The organism is Burkholderia anthina (genome assembly GCF_001547525.1).
In the GTDB taxonomy this organism is placed as follows: domain Bacteria; phylum Pseudomonadota; class Gammaproteobacteria; order Burkholderiales; family Burkholderiaceae; genus Burkholderia; species Burkholderia semiarida.
On record NZ_CM003768.1, the window covers coordinates 1 to 19,993 of the forward strand.

Annotated in this window: 14 protein-coding genes, 4 tRNA genes, 1 rRNA gene and 1 other annotated feature; of the genes, 18 read left to right on the plus strand and 1 reads right to left on the minus strand. The window is 61.6% G+C overall.

The window, feature by feature from the left end; genetic code table 11:
• Positions 1-499, plus strand: a sequence feature (23S ribosomal RNA rRNA prediction is too short).
• Positions 500-729: 230 nt separating this feature from the next.
• A 5S ribosomal RNA gene (gene rrf, locus WS64_RS00010) occupies positions 730-844 on the plus strand.
• A gap of 153 nt (positions 845-997) precedes the next feature.
• Here the strand turns inward: rrf and WS64_RS32010 are convergent.
• Positions 998-1,639 carry an integrase core domain-containing protein gene (locus WS64_RS32010; protein ID WP_155720377.1) on the minus strand — a complete coding sequence of 214 codons (642 nt, stop codon included), beginning with the start codon at positions 1,637-1,639 and terminating at the stop codon, positions 998-1,000.
• Positions 1,640-1,842: 203 nt separating this feature from the next.
• Here WS64_RS32010 and WS64_RS34090 point away from each other — a divergent pair, with 203 nt between their 5' ends.
• The 17 genes from WS64_RS34090 (at position 1,843) to rpsG (ending at position 19,883) form a co-directional block, all read left to right on the plus strand.
• Entirely contained in the window at positions 1,843-2,121 is a 279-nt protein-coding gene (locus tag WS64_RS34090; RefSeq protein ID WP_155720378.1) for a hypothetical protein, read from the plus strand.
• A gap of 447 nt (positions 2,122-2,568) precedes the next feature.
• Positions 2,569-2,654: transfer RNA gene (locus WS64_RS00025), tRNA-Tyr, on the plus strand.
• 43 nt (positions 2,655-2,697) lie between these two features.
• Positions 2,698-2,771: transfer RNA gene (locus tag WS64_RS00030), tRNA-Gly, on the plus strand.
• Between the two features lie 22 nt (positions 2,772-2,793).
• Positions 2,794-2,868, plus strand: a tRNA-Thr gene (locus tag WS64_RS00035).
• 66 nt (positions 2,869-2,934) lie between these two features.
• Positions 2,935-4,125: an elongation factor Tu gene (gene tuf / locus WS64_RS00040; protein ID WP_034209732.1), complete on the plus strand. Its 1,191-nt coding sequence runs from the start codon at positions 2,935-2,937 to the stop codon at positions 4,123-4,125.
• Between the two features lie 59 nt (positions 4,126-4,184).
• Positions 4,185-4,260: transfer RNA gene (locus tag WS64_RS00045), tRNA-Trp, on the plus strand.
• A 42-nt stretch (positions 4,261-4,302) separates the two neighbouring features.
• Positions 4,303-4,683 (plus strand): preprotein translocase subunit SecE, encoded by a 381-nt coding sequence (gene secE, locus WS64_RS00050; protein WP_006482892.1) that lies wholly within the window; start codon positions 4,303-4,305, stop codon positions 4,681-4,683.
• A gap of 1 nt (position 4,684) precedes the next feature.
• On the plus strand, positions 4,685-5,242 hold the full coding sequence (nusG, locus tag WS64_RS00055; RefSeq protein ID WP_006400672.1) for a transcription termination/antitermination protein NusG: 558 nt from the start codon (positions 4,685-4,687) through the stop codon (positions 5,240-5,242).
• A gap of 141 nt (positions 5,243-5,383) precedes the next feature.
• Positions 5,384-5,815, plus strand: coding sequence for a 50S ribosomal protein L11 (gene rplK / locus WS64_RS00060; protein WP_006477201.1), 432 nt, complete (start codon positions 5,384-5,386; stop codon positions 5,813-5,815).
• A complete protein-coding gene (gene rplA / locus WS64_RS00065; RefSeq protein ID WP_006482906.1) occupies positions 5,816-6,514 on the plus strand; it encodes a 50S ribosomal protein L1 in 699 nt (232 codons plus the stop codon). It abuts the gene before it with no gap.
• 308 nt (positions 6,515-6,822) lie between these two features.
• Positions 6,823-7,320, plus strand: a complete 498-nt coding sequence (gene rplJ / locus WS64_RS00070) for a 50S ribosomal protein L10 (RefSeq protein ID WP_006482916.1) — start codon at positions 6,823-6,825, stop codon at positions 7,318-7,320.
• A gap of 63 nt (positions 7,321-7,383) precedes the next feature.
• A complete protein-coding gene (rplL, locus tag WS64_RS00075) occupies positions 7,384-7,758 on the plus strand; it encodes a 50S ribosomal protein L7/L12 (RefSeq protein ID WP_006482911.1) in 375 nt (124 codons plus the stop codon).
• A gap of 381 nt (positions 7,759-8,139) precedes the next feature.
• A complete protein-coding gene (gene rpoB, locus WS64_RS00080) occupies positions 8,140-12,246 on the plus strand; it encodes a DNA-directed RNA polymerase subunit beta (protein WP_034209726.1) in 4,107 nt (1,368 codons plus the stop codon).
• A 21-nt stretch (positions 12,247-12,267) separates the two neighbouring features.
• Positions 12,268-16,509, plus strand: a complete 4,242-nt coding sequence (rpoC, locus tag WS64_RS00085) for a DNA-directed RNA polymerase subunit beta' (RefSeq protein WP_006482896.1) — start codon at positions 12,268-12,270, stop codon at positions 16,507-16,509.
• A gap of 277 nt (positions 16,510-16,786) precedes the next feature.
• The gene (gene recQ / locus WS64_RS00090) at positions 16,787-18,634 is read left to right on the plus strand and encodes a DNA helicase RecQ (protein ID WP_208606838.1); all 1,848 of its coding nucleotides are present in this window, start codon (positions 16,787-16,789) and stop codon (positions 18,632-18,634) included.
• A gap of 225 nt (positions 18,635-18,859) precedes the next feature.
• Complete coding sequence (gene rpsL, locus WS64_RS00095) at positions 18,860-19,240, plus strand: 30S ribosomal protein S12 (protein ID WP_006400662.1); 381 nt, start codon at positions 18,860-18,862, stop codon at positions 19,238-19,240.
• A 172-nt stretch (positions 19,241-19,412) separates the two neighbouring features.
• Entirely contained in the window at positions 19,413-19,883 is a 471-nt protein-coding gene (gene rpsG / locus WS64_RS00100; RefSeq protein WP_006477195.1) for a 30S ribosomal protein S7, read from the plus strand.
• Positions 19,884-19,993: the final 110 nt, after the last annotated feature.

Genomic DNA, 19,993 nt, shown 5'->3' on the forward strand with positions numbered 1-19,993 from the left:
TATGGAAGGGCCATCGCTCAACGGATAAAAGGTACTCTGGGGATAACAGGCTGATACCGCCCAAGAGTTCATATCGACGGCGGTGTTTGGCACCTCGATGTCGGCTCATCTCATCCTGGGGCTGTAGCCGGTCCCAAGGGTATGGCTGTTCGCCATTTAAAGAGGTACGTGAGCTGGGTTTAAAACGTCGTGAGACAGTTTGGTCCCTATCTGCCGTGGGCGTTGGATATTTGAAGGGGGCTGCTCCTAGTACGAGAGGACCGGAGTGGACGAACCTCTGGTGTACCGGTTGTCACGCCAGTGGCATCGCCGGGTAGCTATGTTCGGAAGAGATAACCGCTGAAAGCATCTAAGCGGGAAACTCGCCTTAAGATGAGATATCCCTGGAGGCTTGACCTCCTTGAAGGGTCGTTCGAGACCAGGACGTTGATAGGTCGGGTGTGTAAGCGCAGTAATGCGTTCAGCTAACCGATACTAATTGCCCGTAAGGCTTGATCCTCATAACAAGTCTGCCTTGTGTCGATGATCGTTAGTGCTTCAGCACTTACGAGCATCCCACGCAGAGCGTCGAGCAGCGAAGCTGATCGATGCGGCGCGCCGGTTGAAGTGGCCGGTGACCTGCGTAGCAAGACGAGACATGTTGGATTCTCGTGTGTGATACACACAACCTAATTACTGCTTCTTCCAAGATTGGTTCTGTTGGCCACGCCAGCAGAACAACCCCCTTTGCCTGATGACCATAGCGAGTCGGTCCCACCCCTTCCCATCCCGAACAGGACCCGTGAAACGACTCCACGCCGATGATAGTGCGGATTCCCGTGTGGAAAGTAGGTAATCGTCAGGCTCCCTAAGCCAAGAACCCCCGCCCGAAAGGCGGGGTTTTTGCATTTCGGCATCCCGAAAGGCATGCTTCGGGCCGCACCCGTTCCATCTGCGCTCCTGCGCTCCTGCGCTCCTGCGCTCCTGCGCTCCTGCGCTCCTGCGGACCTGTCCGGTTTCAGTCCGGACTGCAGTTAGAGTCCGAGGTTAAAAACTGCTGCTTTTCGTCGTGCGCCCGGGCGAACTGCGCCGGCGTGAGATAGCCGAGCGAGCTATGAGCCAGCTCGGTGCTGTACTCGATACACAATTCCTCAATCAGCCGCTTGGCGTGGCGCATTGAGGCGAACCGGTGTTCGCTCAGGCATTCATTTCGGAACCGCCTGTTGAAGCTCTCGATGTCGGCATTCTCCACCGGCTTGCCAGGTCGAATGAACGACGGCGTAACGCCCGCTTCGTAGGCCCATGCACCCAGAACCTTATCAGCGGACTCCGGTCCGTTGTCGACCGTGGATGGGTGTGGGCACGCGTCGCATCTCCTTGGGCCGCTCGAGCACTTGCTGCGCTCGTAAGCCCGGGAGCAAAGTATCAACTTCGATGGCCAGGCACTCGCGCGTATAGTCGTCAACCACGTTCTGGCATCGAAACCGGGGCCATAGACCAGCCTGCCGGAAACGCGGTCCATCGACCAACTCTGATCCGGGCCTGTTGGTAACGGCAGCGGCGTGCGCTCGACGGCCGCAATACGCTTGCGTCGCCGCTTGCGCACGCCCAGTCCCGCCTTGCTGTACGGGCGCCGGATGGCTTGTGGCTGGCGAAGCACGCGTGCACGTTTATTCGCCTGAATCGCCGGACGTTGCGGCGGCCGGCCCCGCCACACCGACCAGCAAGTGCGGCAACGACAATGCGAACTGGCGCAGCAGCGGCCACGGTTTGGCTCGCCTCGCCCGCACGTCTTGCTGCGCCGAGAGGGTCTATCGCTTCGCCTGAAACGGCGAAAGAAGCGTCCGAGTCATTGGCGCGGTCATGCCGACACCCAATGGCATCGACAAAAGCCGGGCGGTGGACTTCGTTGCTGACGCGCTGGTGCGTGGTCGACGTATTCGAATGTTGGCCATTATCGATACGTGGAACCGGCGGTTTCCGCACATCGAGGTCGACTTCTCGCTGGTGGATGTTCACGTGGCGCGTCTGCTCGAGCAATTGCGACAACGAGGACGGCGCCCCAATCTGGTTCTGGTGGATGGCCGCGCACGAGCGGTTGCGATTTCGCGTAATACCGACGATTCGCAGCGGTCAGCATGACCAGATGCTGACGTTGGCCTGCTGCCTCCTAGAGGAGGCGAAAAGCTCTGTCCCACAGGCCGCCCCTGACGAGGAAGCCAGAGCGGCCCAAGGTCGCCTGTAAGTCCCTATTTTCCGCTGAACGCCCCTCCGGGCCTCCGCGAACAGCGGGCGACCGCGCCGGGTACCCCGCCCGGCACGAAATTTGCCGAAATTTTGTGCTTACCCGCTTGGCATTGTGCGAAAGAGGCCGTATGATGGCGGTCTTTCGTTTTTAGCGCAGATGCAGATCGGCGCTGAAGGCGGAGTCTGACGAAGATGTGGTGCCGGTCGGCAACATCTCGCGCTTGCCTTAGCCGGGCAAGGGCGGCGATCGGCGGGAAGCAGAGGTCGGGAAGAACGTGAAAATAATCTTCCGGATATGCTTGACAGGAGTGCGATGCACCCCCATAATCGTCAGTTCTCTACGGAGGGGTGCCCGAGTGGCTAAAGGGGGCAGACTGTAAATCTGTTGGCTTACGCCTACGTTGGTTCGAATCCAACCTCCTCCACCAAGATATCAGCGCAGTGAGCGGCAAGGAATCGTTAGTGGCCCGTGCGGGTGTAGCTCAATGGTAGAGCAGAAGCCTTCCAAGCTTACGACGAGGGTTCGATTCCCTTCACCCGCTCCAGACCGCTAAGTTGAAGCGTAGCGCCCATGTGGCTCAGTGGTAGAGCACTCCCTTGGTAAGGGAGAGGTCGGCAGTTCGATCCTGCCCATGGGCACCAGCAGTAAAAAGTCAGTGTCTTGTTTGCGCGCGGCGCAACCTGTGAAATTCCTTTTGGGAGTTGAAAATGGCCAAGGAAAAGTTTGAGCGGACCAAGCCGCACGTGAACGTTGGTACGATTGGTCACGTTGACCATGGCAAGACGACGCTGACGGCAGCGATCACGACGGTTCTGACGAAGAAGTTCGGCGGCGAAGCGAAGGCGTACGACCAGATCGACGCGGCACCGGAAGAAAAGGCGCGCGGCATCACGATCAACACGGCACACGTCGAGTACGAAACGGCTAACCGCCACTACGCACACGTCGACTGCCCGGGCCACGCTGACTACGTGAAGAACATGATCACGGGCGCGGCGCAGATGGACGGCGCGATCCTGGTTTGCTCGGCAGCAGACGGCCCGATGCCGCAAACGCGTGAGCACATCCTGCTGGCGCGTCAGGTTGGCGTTCCGTACATCATCGTGTTCCTGAACAAGTGCGACATGGTGGACGACGCGGAACTGCTCGAGCTGGTCGAAATGGAAGTTCGCGAACTGCTGTCGAAGTACGACTTCCCGGGCGACGACACGCCGATCGTGAAGGGTTCGGCGAAGCTGGCGCTGGAAGGCGACACGGGCGAGCTGGGCGAAGTGGCGATCATGAACCTGGCAGACGCACTGGACACGTACATCCCGACGCCGGAGCGTGCGGTTGACGGCGCGTTCCTGATGCCGGTGGAAGACGTGTTCTCGATCTCGGGCCGTGGTACGGTGGTGACGGGTCGTGTCGAGCGCGGCATCATCAAGGTCGGAGAGGAAATCGAAATCGTCGGTATCAAGCCGACGGTGAAGACGACCTGCACGGGCGTGGAAATGTTCCGCAAGCTGCTGGACCAAGGTCAGGCAGGCGACAACGTGGGTATCCTGCTGCGCGGCACGAAGCGTGAAGACGTGGAGCGTGGCCAGGTTCTGGCGAAGCCGGGTTCGATCACGCCGCACACGCACTTCACGGCTGAAGTGTACGTGCTGAGCAAGGACGAAGGCGGCCGTCACACGCCGTTCTTCAACAACTACCGTCCGCAGTTCTACTTCCGTACGACGGACGTGACGGGCTCGATCGAGCTGCCGAAGGACAAGGAAATGGTGATGCCGGGCGACAACGTGTCGATCACGGTGAAGCTGATCGCTCCGATCGCGATGGAAGAAGGTCTGCGCTTCGCGATCCGCGAAGGCGGCCGTACCGTCGGCGCCGGCGTCGTCGCCAAGATCATCGAGTAAGCCAGTTATTCGTTGATCGACAGTTTTGGGGCTGGCAGCAGCCGGCCCCAACATGGTTTAGGGGTATAGCTCAACTGGCAGAGCGTCGGTCTCCAAAACCGAAGGTTGGGGGTTCGATTCCCTCTGCCCCTGCCAAAAATCGCCACGTGTCCCACGTGGCATTTGTTTTAAGGTGTTATGGCGAATCCATCCGTCGAAACTGTAAATACCTCCGGCGATAAGCTGATGCTGGCCCTGGGCGTATTGCTGGTGTTGGCCGGATTCGTGGGCTTCTTCTGGCTGGCCAATCAGCAGTGGTATGTCCGCGGTGCCGCGTTGGCGGTAGGTATCATCGCCGGCGTGGCCGTCGGGCTGATGTCCGCCCCTGGCAAGAGCCTCATCGCGTTTGCCAAGGATTCGTACAAGGAAGTCCGGAAGGTCGTATGGCCCACCCGCAAGGAAGCAACGCAAACCACACTCGTCGTGTTCGGTTTCGTGCTCGTGATGGCGATTTTCCTCTGGTTGAGCGACAAATCGATCGAATGGGTGATTTTCTCGGCGATTCTGGGTTGGAAATGATATGAGCGATACTCCGGCATCCCCGAGCGGAAAGCGTTGGTACGTCGTGCACGCCTACTCCGGTATGGAGAAGAGCGTGCAACGCGCGCTTCAAGAGCGCATCGAACGTGCTGGCATGCAGGACAAATTCGGTCAGATCCTGGTTCCGACCGAAGAAGTGGTCGAAGTCAAAGGCGGCCACAAGGCTGTGACCGAACGTCGTTTCTTCCCTGGCTACGTGCTGGTGGAAATGGAAATGACGGACGAAACGTGGCACCTCGTGAAGAACACCGCGAAGGTCACTGGTTTCGTCGGCGGTGCGCGTAACCGCCCGACCCCGATTTCCCCGAAGGAAGTCGAGAAGATCATGTCGCAGATGCAGGAAGGCGTCGAAAAGCCGCGCCCGAAGACCCTGTTCGAAGTCGGCGAGATGGTGCGTGTCAAGGAAGGCCCGTTCACGGACTTCAACGGCACCGTCGAAGAAGTCAACTACGAGAAATCGCGCGTGCGTGTGTCGGTCACCATCTTTGGCCGCTCGACCCCCGTCGAACTCGAGTTCGGTCAGGTCGAAAAAGTTTGATCCCGATTCGGTGGGCAGCCTCGGCTGCCCACCTTCGCGCTTACGGCCCGCGTCATGGCCGTTGAGGAGCGTCAGTAGCCAGCGGCGAAAGCGCGTTATCACTCACCGAACGCCTTCTCCGGCGTTCCAATGAGGTTTCAAATGGCAAAGAAGATTATCGGCTTTATCAAGCTGCAGATCCCTGCAGGTAAAGCCAACCCGTCGCCGCCGGTTGGTCCGGCACTGGGCCAGCGCGGCCTGAACATCATGGAGTTCTGCAAGGCGTTCAACGCGCAGACTCAAGGCATGGAGCCGGGTCTGCCGGTGCCGGTGGTCATCACGGCATTCGCTGACAAGAGCTTCACGTTCGTGATGAAGACGCCGCCGGCGACCGTCCTGATCAAGAAGGCGGCGAAGGTGGACAAGGGCTCGAGCAAGCCGCACACCGACAAGGTCGGTTCGATCACGCGCGCTCAAGCCGAAGAAATCGCGAAGACCAAGATGCCGGACCTTACGGCAGCTGATCTGGACGCAGCCGTTCGCACCATCGCTGGTAGCGCACGCTCGATGGGTATCACTGTGGAGGGCGTGTAAATGGCTAAGATCTCCAAGCGCCGTCAGGCATTTGCCGCCAAGGTCGACCGTCAGAAGCTGTACGCGATCGAAGACGCGCTGAGCCTCGTGAAGGAATGCGCGAGCGCGAAGTTCGACGAGTCGATCGACGTCGCAGTCCAGCTCGGCATCGATGCGAAGAAGTCGGACCAGGTCGTTCGTGGTTCGGTCGTTCTCCCGGCAGGTACGGGCAAGTCGGTTCGCGTTGCCGTGTTCGCGCAAGGCGAAAAGGCCGAGCAAGCTCGTGCAGCTGGCGCGGAAATCGTCGGTATGGAAGACCTGGCCGAGCAGATCAAGGCTGGCCAGATGGACTTCGACATCGTGATCGCTTCGCCGGACACGATGCGTATCGTCGGTACGCTCGGCCAGATCCTCGGGCCGCGCGGCCTGATGCCGAACCCGAAGGTCGGTACGGTCACGCCGGACGTCGCAACCGCCGTCAAGAACGCGAAGGCTGGTCAGGTGCAATTCCGTGTCGACAAGGCCGGTATCATCCATGCGACCATCGGCCGTGCATCGTTCGAGCCGACCGCGCTGCGTTCGAACCTGTCGGCGCTGATCGAAGCGCTGCAGAAGGCAAAGCCGGCAACGAGCAAGGGCGTGTACCTGCGCAAGATCGCACTGTCGAGCACGATGGGCGTCGGCGTGCGCGTCGACCAGGCTACGCTGGCAGCACAGTAAGCAAGTATTCGGGCCGCTTCGCTCGCGAAGCGGTCCACATGGGCTTTGGGCGGTTGTTCGTGCAGCAGGGCGGGCAACCGGTTATCAAAGACCGTTGGTGGGGCGCAGCAGTCAGGTGATCCCCTTAATTCAAGCCAACGCAGATGGCGAACCCGAAAAAGTTTTGCAGTGGTGAAGCCGCAGGCCGCGAAGCGATTCGCGGCATGAGGTGGAAATACTCCTAACGAGGTCGGACGCCGTTGTTGAACGAGGTACGTGAGGTTTCGCCATACCGGCAAGGCCGAACGTATCGTTTCTGGAGGCTAACCGTGCCGCTTAATAGAGAAGACAAGCAAGCCGTCGTCGCTGAGGTTTCCGCGCAAGTCGCGAAGGCCCAGACCGTTGTGCTGGCTGAGTATCGTGGAATTGCGGTTGGCGATCTGACCAAGCTGCGCGCGCAAGCGCGTGAGCAAAAGGTTTACCTGCGCGTGTTGAAGAACACGCTGGCGCGTCGCGCTGTCGAAGGTACGCCGTTTGCTCCGCTGGCAGAGCAGATGACTGGTCCGCTGATCTACGGCATCTCGGAAGATGCAATTGCCGCTGCTAAGGTCGTCAACGACTTCAGCAAGAGCAATGACAAGTTGGTCATCAAGGCTGGTTCGTTCGATGGCAAGGTGATGGACAAGGCTGGCGTGCAAGCGCTGGCAAGCATCCCGAGCCGCGAAGAACTGCTCTCGAAGCTGCTGTTCGTTATGCAAGCGCCTGTTTCGGGCTTCGCGCGTGCTCTGGCCGCGCTGGCCGAGAAGAAGCAAGCGGAAGCTGCGTAAGCGAACGTGCATCAGCGTCATTGATCGCTGGCTGTATCCGAATTCAATTTAGGAGTATTTCAAATGGCAATCGCAAAAGAAGACATCCTGGCAGCAGTCGAAGGGATGACCGTTCTGGAACTGAACGAACTGGTCAAGGCATTCGAAGAGAAGTTTGGCGTGTCGGCAGCTGCAGTGGCAGTCGCTGGCCCGGCAGGCGGCGGCGCTGCTGCTGCTGCAGAAGAGAAGACCGAATTCACGGTCGTCCTGGCTGAAGCCGGCGCCAACAAGGTTTCGGTCATCAAGGCCGTTCGCGAACTGACGGGCCTGGGCCTGAAGGAAGCGAAGGACCTGGTTGACGGTGCACCGAAGCCCATCAAGGAAGGCGTCGACAAGGCTGCTGCTGAAGAAGCCAAGAAGAAGCTGGAAGAAGCTGGCGCGAAGGTCGAAGTCAAGTAAGTTTCGGCGCGCTGTGCGAAGGCTGGCGGTATTTTCACCGCCGGCCTTTTTGTGCTTTGTGGGGACGTTATTCTGGCACTCATTCGGGAGCCCGAATAATCGGCCCCAGAAGCCAAAGAAAACCGCCTGATCGTTGTGATGCATCACTTACGATTGGCGGTTCTCTTTGTCTTCTGAAGCGACTGCAGAAGGCAAGTTTGGTCGGGTAGCGGGCAACACAGGCATCCGCTGCCGTCAGCCAGCGGTTGGTAGCGGCCAACCACCAAGCTTCTCGGCTCGTTCAAGCCGTCGAACGGCCATCGGGTCTCAGTCGGTGAACACTCGGGTTTGAAACGTCCAGGTATTCCGCCTCGATAGCACCCGCCGTGATTCGGAGATCGTATGCAATATTCCTTCACCGAGAAGAAGCGCATTCGCAAGAGTTTCGCGAAGCGCCCCATCGTTCACCAAGTTCCGTTCTTGCTGGCTACTCAGCTTGAATCATTCAGCACGTTTCTGCAAGCCGATGTGCCCGCGACGCAACGTAAGCCCGAGGGTTTGCAGGCCGCGTTCACGTCGGTATTTCCCATTGTTTCGCACAACGGTTTCGCGCGCCTCGAGTTCGTGAGCTATGCGCTGTCGTCGCCGGCATTCAACATCAAGGAATGCCAGCAGCGCGGCCTGACGTACTGCTCCGCGCTGCGCGCGAAGGTCCGCCTCGTCATCCTCGACAAGGAATCGCCGAACAAGCCGGTCGTCAAGGAAGTGAAGGAGCAGGAAGTGTACATGGGCGAAATTCCGCTCATGACGCCGACGGGCTCGTTCGTCATCAACGGCACCGAGCGTGTCATCGTCTCGCAGCTGCACCGTTCGCCGGGCGTGTTCTTCGAACACGACAAGGGCAAGACGCACAGCTCGGGCAAGCTGCTGTTCTCGGCACGGATCATTCCGTACCGCGGCTCGTGGCTCGACTTCGAATTCGATCCGAAGGACATCCTGTACTTCCGCGTCGACCGTCGCCGCAAGATGCCGGTCACGATCCTGCTGAAGGCCATCGGTCTGACGCCGGAACAGATCCTCGCGAACTTCTTCGTGTTCGACAACTTCACGCTGATGGACGAAGGCGCGCAACTCGAGTTCGTGCCCGAGCGCCTGCGTGGCGAAGTCGCGCGCTTCGACATCACGGATCGCGACGGCAAGGTCATCGTCCAGAAGGACAAGCGGATCAACGCGAAGCACATTCGCGACCTCGAAGCCGCGAAGACCAAGTTCATCTCGGTACCGGAAGACTATCTGCTCGGCCGCGTGCTGGCGAAGAACGTCGTCGACGGCGACACCGGCGAAGTGATCGCGAGCGCGAACGACGAAGTCACGGAAAGCGTGCTCGAGAAGCTGCGCGAAGCGGGCATCAAGGACATCCAGACGCTCTACACGAACGATCTGGACCAAGGTCCGTACATCTCGTCGACGCTGCGTGTCGACGAAACGACCGACAAGACGGCCGCGCGCATCGCGATCTACCGCATGATGCGTCCGGGCGAGCCGCCGACCGAAGAAGCGGTCGAGGCGCTGTTCAACCGTCTGTTCTACAGCGAAGAAGCGTACGACCTGTCGAAGGTCGGCCGCATGAAGTTCAACCGCCGCGTCGGCCGCGACGAGATCGTCGGCCCGATGACGCTGCAGGACGACGACATCCTCGCGACGATCAAGATCCTCGTCGAGCTGCGTAACGGCAAGGGCGAAGTGGACGACATCGACCACCTCGGCAACCGTCGCGTGCGTTGCGTCGGCGAACTGGCGGAAAACCAGTTCCGCGCCGGTCTCGTGCGTGTCGAGCGCGCGGTCAAGGAACGCCTCGGCCAGGCCGAAAGCGAAAACCTGATGCCGCACGACCTGATCAACTCGAAGCCGATTTCGTCGGCGATCCGCGAGTTCTTCGGTTCGTCGCAGCTGTCGCAGTTCATGGACCAGACCAACCCGCTGTCGGAAATCACGCACAAGCGCCGTGTTTCCGCACTGGGCCCGGGCGGTCTGACGCGCGAGCGCGCAGGCTTCGAAGTCCGTGACGTGCACCCGACCCACTACGGCCGCGTGTGCCCGATCGAGACGCCGGAAGGTCCGAACATCGGCCTGATCAACTCGCTCGCACTGTATGCGCACCTGAACGAGTACGGCTTCCTCGAGACGCCGTACCGCAAGGTCGTGGACGGCAAGGTGACCGATCAGATCGACTACCTGTCGGCGATCGAGGAAGGTCGCTACATGATCGCCCAGGCGAACGCCGCGATCGACGAAGACGGCCGACTGATCGACGAACTCGTGTCGTCGCGCGAAGCCGGCGAAACGATGATGGTCACGCCGGACCGGATCCAGTACATGGACGTCGCGCCGTCGCAGATCGTGTCGGTGGCAGCGTCGCTGATCCCGTTCCTCGAGCACGATGACGCGAACCGCGCACTGATGGGTTCGAACATGCAGCGTCAGGCCGTGCCGTGTCTGCGTCCGGAAAAGCCGGTCGTCGGTACCGGCATCGAGCGCACCTGCGCGGTCGACTCGGGTACGACGGTTCAGGCGTTCCGCGGCGGTGTGGTCGACTACGTCGACGCAGGCCGTATCGTGATTCGCGTGAATGACGACGAAGCGGTCGCGGGTGAAGTCGGTGTCGACATCTACAACCTGATCAAGTACACGCGTTCGAACCAGAACACGAACATCAACCAGCGTCCGATCGTGAAGATGGGCGACAAGGTCTCGCGCGGCGACGTGCTGGCCGACGGCGCCTCGACGGACCTGGGCGAGCTCGCGCTCGGCCAGAACATGCTGATCGCGTTCATGCCGTGGAACGGCTACAACTTCGAGGATTCGATCCTGATCTCGGAGAAGGTCGTCGCGGACGATCGCTACACGTCGATCCACATCGAAGAGTTGAACGTCGTTGCACGCGACACGAAGCTCGGGCCGGAAGAAATCACGCGCGACATCTCGAACCTGGCGGAAGTCCAGCTCGGCCGTCTCGACGAATCGGGCATCGTGTACATCGGTGCGGAAGTCGAAGCAGGCGACGTGCTGGTCGGCAAGGTCACGCCGAAGGGCGAGACCCAGCTGACGCCGGAAGAGAAGCTGCTGCGCGCGATCTTCGGCGAGAAGGCTTCGGACGTGAAGGATACGTCGCTGCGCGTGCCGTCGGGCATGAGCGGTACGGTGATCGACGTCCAGGTGTTCACGCGTGAAGGCATCCAGCGCGACAAGCGTGCGCAACAGATCATCGACGACGAACTGAAGCGCTACCGTCTCGACCTGAACGACCAGCTGCGCATCGTGGAAGGCGACGCGTTCCAGCGTCTCGCGCGCATGCTCGTGGGCAAGGTCGCGAACGGCGGTCCGAAGAAGCTCGCGAAGGGCACGAAGATCGACCAGGCTTACCTGGAAGACCTCGACCATTACCACTGGTTCGACATCCGCCTCGCGGACGACGAAGCGGCGGCGCAGCTCGAAGCGATCAAGAACTCGATCGAAGAGAAGCGTCACCAGTTCGACCTCGCGTTCGAAGAGAAGCGCAAGAAGCTCACGCAAGGCGACGAACTGCCGCCGGGCGTGCTGAAGATGGTCAAGGTGTACCTCGCGGTGAAGCGCCGCCTGCAGCCTGGCGACAAGATGGCGGGCCGTCACGGTAACAAGGGTGTCGTGTCGAAGATCGTTCCGATCGAAGACATGCCGTACATGGCCGACGGCCGTCCGGCAGACGTCGTGCTGAACCCGCTCGGCGTGCCGTCGCGGATGAACGTGGGTCAGGTTCTGGAAGTGCACCTCGGCTGGGCCGCGAAGGGCCTCGGCTGGCGTATCGGCGAAATGCTGCAGCGTCAGGCGAAGATCGAGGAGCTGCGCGCGTTCCTGACGAAGATCTACAACGAGTCGGGCCGCCAGGAAGATCTGGAAAGCTTCACCGACGACGAGATCCTCGAACTCGCGAAGAACCTGCGCGAAGGCGTGCCGTTCGCGACGCCGGTGTTCGACGGTGCGACCGAGGAAGAAATGGGCAAGATGCTCGACCTCGCGTTCCCGGACGACATCGCCGAACAGCTGGGCATGAACCCGTCGAAGAACCAGGTCCGCCTGTACGACGGCCGCACGGGTGAAATGTTCGAACGTCGCGTGACGCTCGGCTACATGCACTACCTGAAGCTGCACCACCTGGTCGACGACAAGATGCACGCGCGTTCGACCGGCCCGTACTCGCTCGTCACGCAGCAGCCGCTGGGTGGTAAGGCGCAGTTCGGTGGTCAGCGTTTCGGTGAAATGGAAGTGTGGGCACTCGAAGCGTACGGCGCGTCCTACGTGCTGCAGGAAATGCTGACGGTGAAGTCGGACGACGTGACCGGCCGGACGAAGGTGTACGAAAACCTCGTCAAGGGCGATCACGTGATCGATGCAGGCATGCCGGAATCCTTCAACGTGCTCGTGAAGGAAATCCGCTCGCTCGGTATCGATATCGATCTCGACCGCAATTAATCGGACTACGGAGAGAAAGCAATGAAAGCTCTGCTCGATCTATTCAAGCAAGTCCAACAGGAAGAAGTTTTCGACGCGATCAAGATCGGTCTGGCCTCGCCCGACAAGATCCGTTCGTGGTCGTTCGGCGAAGTGAAGAAGCCGGAGACCATCAACTACCGTACGTTCAAGCCGGAACGCGATGGTCTGTTCTGCGCGAAGATCTTCGGGCCGATCAAGGACTACGAGTGCCTGTGCGGCAAGTACAAGCGTCTGAAGCACCGCGGCGTGATCTGCGAGAAGTGCGGCGTCGAAGTGACGCTGGCGAAGGTGCGTCGCGAACGGATGGGCCACATCGAGCTGGCCTCGCCGGTCGCGCACATCTGGTTCCTGAAGTCGCTGCCGTCGCGTCTGGGCATGGTGCTCGACATGACGCTGCGCGACATCGAACGCGTGCTGTACTTCGAAGCCTATGTGGTCATCGAACCGGGCATGACGCCGCTGAAGGCGCGGCAGATCATGACCGAAGAGGATTACTACAACAAGGTCGAGGAATACGGCGACGAATTCCGTGCCGAAATGGGCGCGGAAGGCGTGCGTGAACTGCTGCGCGCGATCAACATCGACGAGCAGGTCGAGACGCTGCGCACCGAGCTGAAGAACACCGGCTCGGAAGCGAAGATCAAGAAGTACGCGAAGCGCCTGAAGGTCCTCGAGGCATTCCAGCGCTCGGGCATCAAGCCCGAGTGGATGATCCTCGAAGTGCTGCCGGTGCTGCCGCCGGAACTGCGTCCGCTCGTGCCGCTGGACGGCGGCCGTTTCGCGACGTCGGACCTGAACGACCTGTATCGCCGCGTGATCAACCGGAACAACCGGTTGAAGCGTCTGCTCGAGCTGAAGGCGCCTGAAATCATCGTCCGCAACGAAAAGCGGATGCTGCAGGAAGCCGTCGACTCGCTGCTCGACAACGGTCGTCGCGGCAAGGCGATGACGGGCGCGAACAAGCGTCCGCTGAAGTCGCTCGCCGACATGATCAAGGGCAAGGGCGGCCGTTTCCGTCAGAACCTGCTGGGCAAGCGCGTCGACTACTCGGGCCGTTCGGTCATCGTGGTCGGCCCGACGCTGAAGCTGCACCAGTGCGGTCTGCCGAAGCTGATGGCGCTCGAGCTGTTCAAGCCGTTCATCTTCAACAAGCTGGAAGTGATGGGCGTCGCCACGACCATCAAGGCCGCGAAGAAGGAAGTCGAGAACCAGACGCCGGTGGTGTGGGACATCCTCGAAGAGGTGATCCGCGAGCACCCGGTGATGCTGAACCGTGCGCCGACGCTGCACCGTCTCGGTATCCAGGCGTTCGAGCCGGTGCTGATCGAAGGCAAGGCGATCCAGCTGCACCCGCTCGTCTGCGCGGCGTTCAACGCCGACTTCGACGGTGACCAGATGGCCGTTCACGTGCCGCTGTCGCTCGAAGCGCAGATGGAAGCGCGCACGCTGATGCTCGCGTCGAACAACGTGCTGTTCCCGGCCAACGGCGATCCGTCGATCGTGCCGTCGCAGGATATCGTGCTGGGTCTGTACTACGCGACCCGCGAAGCGATCAACGGCAAGGGCGAAGGCCTGTCGTTTACCGGCGTGTCGGAAGTGATCCGCGCGTACGAGAACAAGGAAGTCGAGCTGGCCTCGCGCGTCAACGTCCGGATCACCGAAATGGTCCGCAACGAGGACACGTCGGAAGGCGCGCCGGAATTCGTGCCGAAGATCACGCTGTACGCGACGACCGTCGGTCGCGCGATCCTGTCGGAGATCCTGCCGCACGGCCTGCCGTTCTCGGTGCTGAACAAGCCGCTGAAGAAGAAGGAAATCTCGCGCCTGATCAACACGGCGTTCCGCAAGTGCGGTCTGCGTGCGACGGTCGTGTTCGCCGACCAGCTGATGCAGTCGGGTTTCCGTCTCGCGACGCGTGCCGGCATCTCGATCTGCGTGGACGACATGCTCGTGCCGCCGCAGAAGGAAACGATCGTCGGCGACGCCGCGAAGAAGGTGAAGGAGTACGACCGCCAGTACATGTCGGGTCTCGTCACCGCGCAGGAACGCTACAACAACGTGGTCGACATCTGGTCGGCAACGTCGGAAGCGGTCGGCAAGGCGATGATGGAGCAGCTGTCGACGGAGCCGGTGATCGATCGCGACGGCAACGAGACGCGCCAGGAGTCGTTCAACTCGATCTACATGATGGCCGACTCGGGCGCCCGGGGTTCGGCGGTTCAGATTCGTCAGCTGGCCGGTATGCGTGGCCTGATGGCGAAGCCGGACGGCTCGATTATCGAGACGCCGATTACCGCGAACTTCCGCGAAGGTCTGAACGTGTTGCAGTACTTCATCTCGACCCACGGTGCACGTAAGGGTCTGGCTGATACGGCACTGAAGACCGCGAACTCGGGTTACCTGACGCGTCGTCTCGTCGACGTCACGCAGGATCTGGTCGTGGTGGAAGACGATTGCGGCACGTCGAACGGCGTGGCGATGAAGGCGCTCGTCGAAGGCGGTGAAGTCGTCGAAGCGCTGCGCGACCGTATCCTCGGCCGCGTCGCGGTCGCGGACGTCGTGAACCCGGAAACGCAGGAAACGCTGTACGAATCGGGCACGCTGCTCGACGAAACGGCGGTCGAGGAAATCGAACGCCTCGGCATCGACGAAGTGCGCGTGCGCACGCCGCTGACCTGCGAAACGCGTTACGGCCTGTGCGCAGCCTGCTACGGCCGCGACCTTGGCCGCGGCTCGCTCGTGAACGTCGGCGAAGCGGTCGGCGTGATCGCCGCGCAGTCGATCGGCGAGCCGGGCACGCAGCTGACGATGCGTACGTTCCACATCGGTGGCGCGGCGTCGCGTGCGGCAGTGGCTTCGTCGGTCGAAGCGAAGAGCAACGGTATCGTCCGCTTCACGGCGACGATGCGCTACGTCACGAACGCGAAGGGCGAGCAGATCGTCATTTCCCGTTCGGGCGAGGCGATGATCACCGACGACTTCGGTCGCGAGCGCGAGCGTCACAAAGTGCCGTACGGCGCGACGCTGCTGCAGCTCGACGGCGCGACCATCAAGGCCGGCACGCAGCTCGCCACGTGGGATCCGCTGACGCGCCCGATCATCACCGAGTACGGTGGTACGGTGAAGTTCGAGAACGTCGAGGAAGGCGTGACCGTCGCGAAGCAGATCGACGACGTGACGGGCCTGTCGACGCTGGTCGTGATCGACGTGAAGCGCCGCGGTTCGCAGGCTTCGAAGAGCGTGCGTCCGCAGGTGAAGCTGCTCGACGCGAACGGCGAGGAAGTGAAGATTCCGGGCACGGAGCACGCGGTGCAGATCGGCTTCCAGGTCGGCGCACTGATCACCGTGAAGGATGGCCAGCAGGTGCAGGTCGGTGAAGTGCTCGCACGTATCCCGACGGAAGCGCAGAAGACGCGTGACATTACCGGCGGTCTGCCGCGGGTGGCGGAACTGTTCGAAGCGCGTTCGCCGAAGGATGCCGGCATTCTCGCGGAAGTCACCGGTACGACGTCGTTCGGCAAGGACACGAAGGGCAAGCAGCGTCTCGTCATCACGGACCTCGAGGGCAATCAGCACGAGTTCCTGATCGCGAAGGAAAAGCAGGTTCTGGTTCACGATGCCCAGGTCGTCAACAAGGGCGAAATGATCGTGGACGGTCCGGCCGATCCGCACGACATCCTGCGTCTGCAGGGTATCGAGGCGCTGTCGCGCTACATCGTCGACGAAGTGCAGGACGTGTACCGTCTGCAGGGCGTGAAGATCAACGACAAGCACATCGAGGTGATCGTTCGCCAGATGCTGCGTCGTGTGCAGATCACCGACAACGGCGATACGCGCTTCATCCCGGGCGAACAGGTCGAGCGTTCCGACATGCTGGACGAGAACGATCGCATGATCGCCGAGGGCAAGCGCCCGGCTTCGTACGACAACGTGCTGCTCGGTATCACGAAGGCTTCGCTGTCGACCGACTCGTTCATCTCCGCGGCATCGTTCCAGGAAACGACCCGCGTGCTGACCGAAGCGGCGATCATGGGCAAGCGCGACGATCTGCGCGGCCTGAAGGAAAACGTGATCGTCGGCCGTCTGATTCCGGCCGGTACGGGTCTCGCGTTCCACAAGGCACGCAAGGCGAAGGAATCGTCGGATCGCGAGCGTTTCGACCAGATCGCCGCGGAAGAGGCATTCGACTTCGGCACGCCGAGCGCGCCGGCGGAAGAGCCGCAACACCCGGCAGCCGAGTAAGCGCGGGGCGGCGCAAGCCGCGTTGCCTTGCTATCATCGCTGTCACCGAAACCGCCCGGTTCTGCCGGGCGGTTTTTTTTGTCCTTCGTTCACGCGCATGACGCGCCTGTGCCGCGCCGGCGCATGCTCCGCGATCGCCTTCGGCATGGCGGCGACAGGCATCGTGATGCACGCGAAAGAACCCTGACCGAATGGCCAACATCCTGCGATTCGCCACGCGTCGCGCGAGCGGGTTGTTAAAATTGCGGTCATCGCTCAGCCGTCCCTGGTCTCATTCATGTCCCGCGCCCTCGAAATACTCGACGAAGTCTTTGGTTATTCCGCCTTTCGCGGCCAGCAGGGCGAGATCGTCGAGCACGTCGCCGGCGGCGGCGATTGCCTCGTGCTGATGCCCACGGGCGGCGGCAAGTCGCTGTGCTACCAGATTCCCGCGCTGCTGCGCCGCGAGGCCGGGCAGGGCGCCGGCATCGTCGTGTCGCCGCTGATCGCGCTGATGCAGGATCAGGTCGCCGCATTGAGCGAAGTCGGCGTGCGCGCGGCCTACCTGAATTCGACACTGTCGGGCGCCGAGGCGGCGGCCACCGAGCGCGCGCTGCGCGAAGGTGAAATCGACCTGCTGTACGTCGCGCCGGAGCGGTTGATGACGGGGCGCTTCCTCGACCTGCTCGAGCGCGCGAAGATCGGGCTGTTCGCGATCGACGAAGCGCACTGCGTGTCGCAATGGGGGCACGATTTCCGTCCGGAATACATCCTGCTGTCGGTGCTGCACGAGCGCTTCCCGTCGGTGCCGCGCATCGCGCTGACCGCCACGGCCGACGCGATCACGCGCGACGAGATCATCCATCGGCTCGCGCTCGACGACGCACGCGTGTTCGTGTCGAGCTTCGACCGCCCGAACATCCGCTACCGGATCGTCGAAAAGGACAACGCGCGCTCGCAACTGCTCGACTTCATCCGCGCCGAACACACGAATGCCGACGGCACGACGGATGCGGGCGTCGTCTACTGCCTGTCGCGCCGCAAGGTCGAGGAAACGGCCGAATGGCTGAAGGCGCAGGGCGTGCGCGCGCTGCCGTATCACGCGGGGATGGAGTTCGAGGTGCGGCAGAAGCACCAGGAAATGTTCCAGCGCGAGGAAGGCATCGTGATGTGCGCGACGATCGCGTTCGGCATGGGTATCGACAAGCCCGACGTGCGCTTCGTTGCCCACCTCGATTTGCCGAAGAGCGTCGAAGGCTACTATCAGGAGACCGGCCGCGCGGGCCGCGACGGGATGCCCGCGAACGCGTGGATGGCGTATGGCCTCGGCGACGTCGTCCAGCAGCGCAAGATGATCGACGAGTCGGATGCGGACGACGCCCACAAGCGCGTGCAGACGTCGAAGCTCGACGCGCTGCTCGGATTGTGCGAGACGATCTCGTGCCGCCGCGTGCGGCTGCTGAACTACTTCGGCGAGGCGAGCCAGCCGTGCGGCAACTGCGACACGTGCCTGGAGCCGCCCGATTCATGGGACGCGACGCGCGAGGCGCAGATGGCGCTGTCGTGCGTGTTCCGCGCGCAGCGCGCGAGCGGCTTCAACTTCGGCGCGAGCCATCTGATCGAGATCCTGCGCGGCGGCCGCACCGAGAAGGTGCTGCAGCGCGGCCATGACCAGTTGAGCACGTTCGGTATCGGCGCGTCGCTGTCCGAGCCCGAGTGGCGCGCGATTTTCCGGCAACTGGTCGCGTACGGCTACCTGGCGGTCGACCATGGCGGCTTCGGCGCGCTGGTGCTCACCGAGGCCGCGAAGCCGGTGCTGAAGAACGAGGAAAAGGTCACGCTGCGCCGCTACGTGAAGCCGCAGCGCACGCGCCAGTCGTCGAGCCGCAGCGGCACGCGGGTCGACCCGACGGCCGGCATGGGCGCTCGCGAGCGCGCACGCTGGGACGCGCTGCGTGCGTGGCGCGCGGAAACCGCGAAGACGGACGGCGTGCCCGCCTACGTGATCTTCCACGACGCGACGCTCGCCGAAATCGCGCGCAACGCGCCGGAGACGATCGACGACCTGCGTCACATTCCTGGCATGGGCGTGCGCAAGCTCGAGCGCTTCGGCGACGAGATCATCGACGTCGTCGAATCGGCGTGACACAGGGTTCTGACCCCTTGCATAGGCCGCGCGGTCGGCCGGCAAATCACGCAAGCCGTTGACTTAGTTGGTATTTCCGGAATATCATGTTGGGTTCCGGTATTCGGAGGCCGCGTCGCGTTCGAAAGTTCGCGCCCGATCCGCCGGTTCGGAAGTCAACTGTGCGTCGATTCTCGCTTTGCCCGAAATCGATGTGCAGATTTTGTTCAATTTCAGGAATAAACAATGCCAACCATCAACCAACTGGTTCGCAAAGGCCGTCAGTCGGAAACGACGAAGAGCAAGAGCCCGGCCCTGCAGGACTGCCCCCAGCGTCGCGGCGTGTGCACCCGTGTGTACACGACGACGCCGAAGAAGCCGAACTCGGCACTCCGTAAGGTCGCCAAGGTTCGTCTGACGAACGGCTTCGAAGTGATTTCGTACATCGGCGGTGAAGGCCACAACCTGCAGGAACACTCGGTTGTGCTGATCCGCGGCGGCCGTGTGAAGGACTTGCCGGGTGTGCGTTACCACATGGTTCGCGGCTCGCTGGATACCCAGGGCGTCAAGGACCGTAAGCAAGCGCGCTCGAAGTACGGCGCGAAGCGTGCAAAGGCTGCCAAGTAAGCAGTTTTTGATCAGGGATCGCCGCAGGGCGGTCGAGGCGGGAGTGCCGGATTGCCGGTGCTGTCGAGTAAGTGGTCACCCGGCCAAGCTGGTTAGTCGTGAAGATGTGATCGGGTTTGTTGGTGGCCGCGGAGCTGAATCCAGCTCCAACTGAACAAGTAAAGGAAGAATCATGCCGCGTCGTCGCGAAGTCCCCAAGCGGGAAGTGTTGCCGGATCCGAAGTTCGGCAACGTTGATGTTGCCAAGTTCATGAACATGCTGATGCTGTCCGGCAAGAAGTCGGTCGCAGAGCGCATCGTTTATGGCGCATTCGAACAAATCCAGACCAAGGGTGGCAAGGACCCGCTGGAAGTGTTCACGGTTGCGCTCAACAACGTGAAGCCGGTGGTCGAAGTGAAGAGCCGTCGCGTTGGTGGTGCCAACTATCAAGTTCCGGTCGAAGTGCGCCCGTCGCGTCGTATGGCATTGGCGATGCGCTGGCTGCGTGAGGCTGCGAAGAAGCGCAGCGAGAAGTCGATGGCCCTGCGCCTGGCAGGTGAACTCTCCGAAGCGGCCGAAGGCCGTGGCGGCGCGATGAAGAAGCGCGACGAAGTTCACCGCATGGCAGAAGCCAACCGCGCGTTCTCGCATTTCCGTTTCTAAGCGCCTGGCTGGGCTGTTTGCGGAAATAAATTCCGGGCGGGTGCGCTTTTCAGGCGCCTCGCCCGTTTGTGTTGAGGCGTGATGCGGCAAGGCTGCATCACGTCATCCCA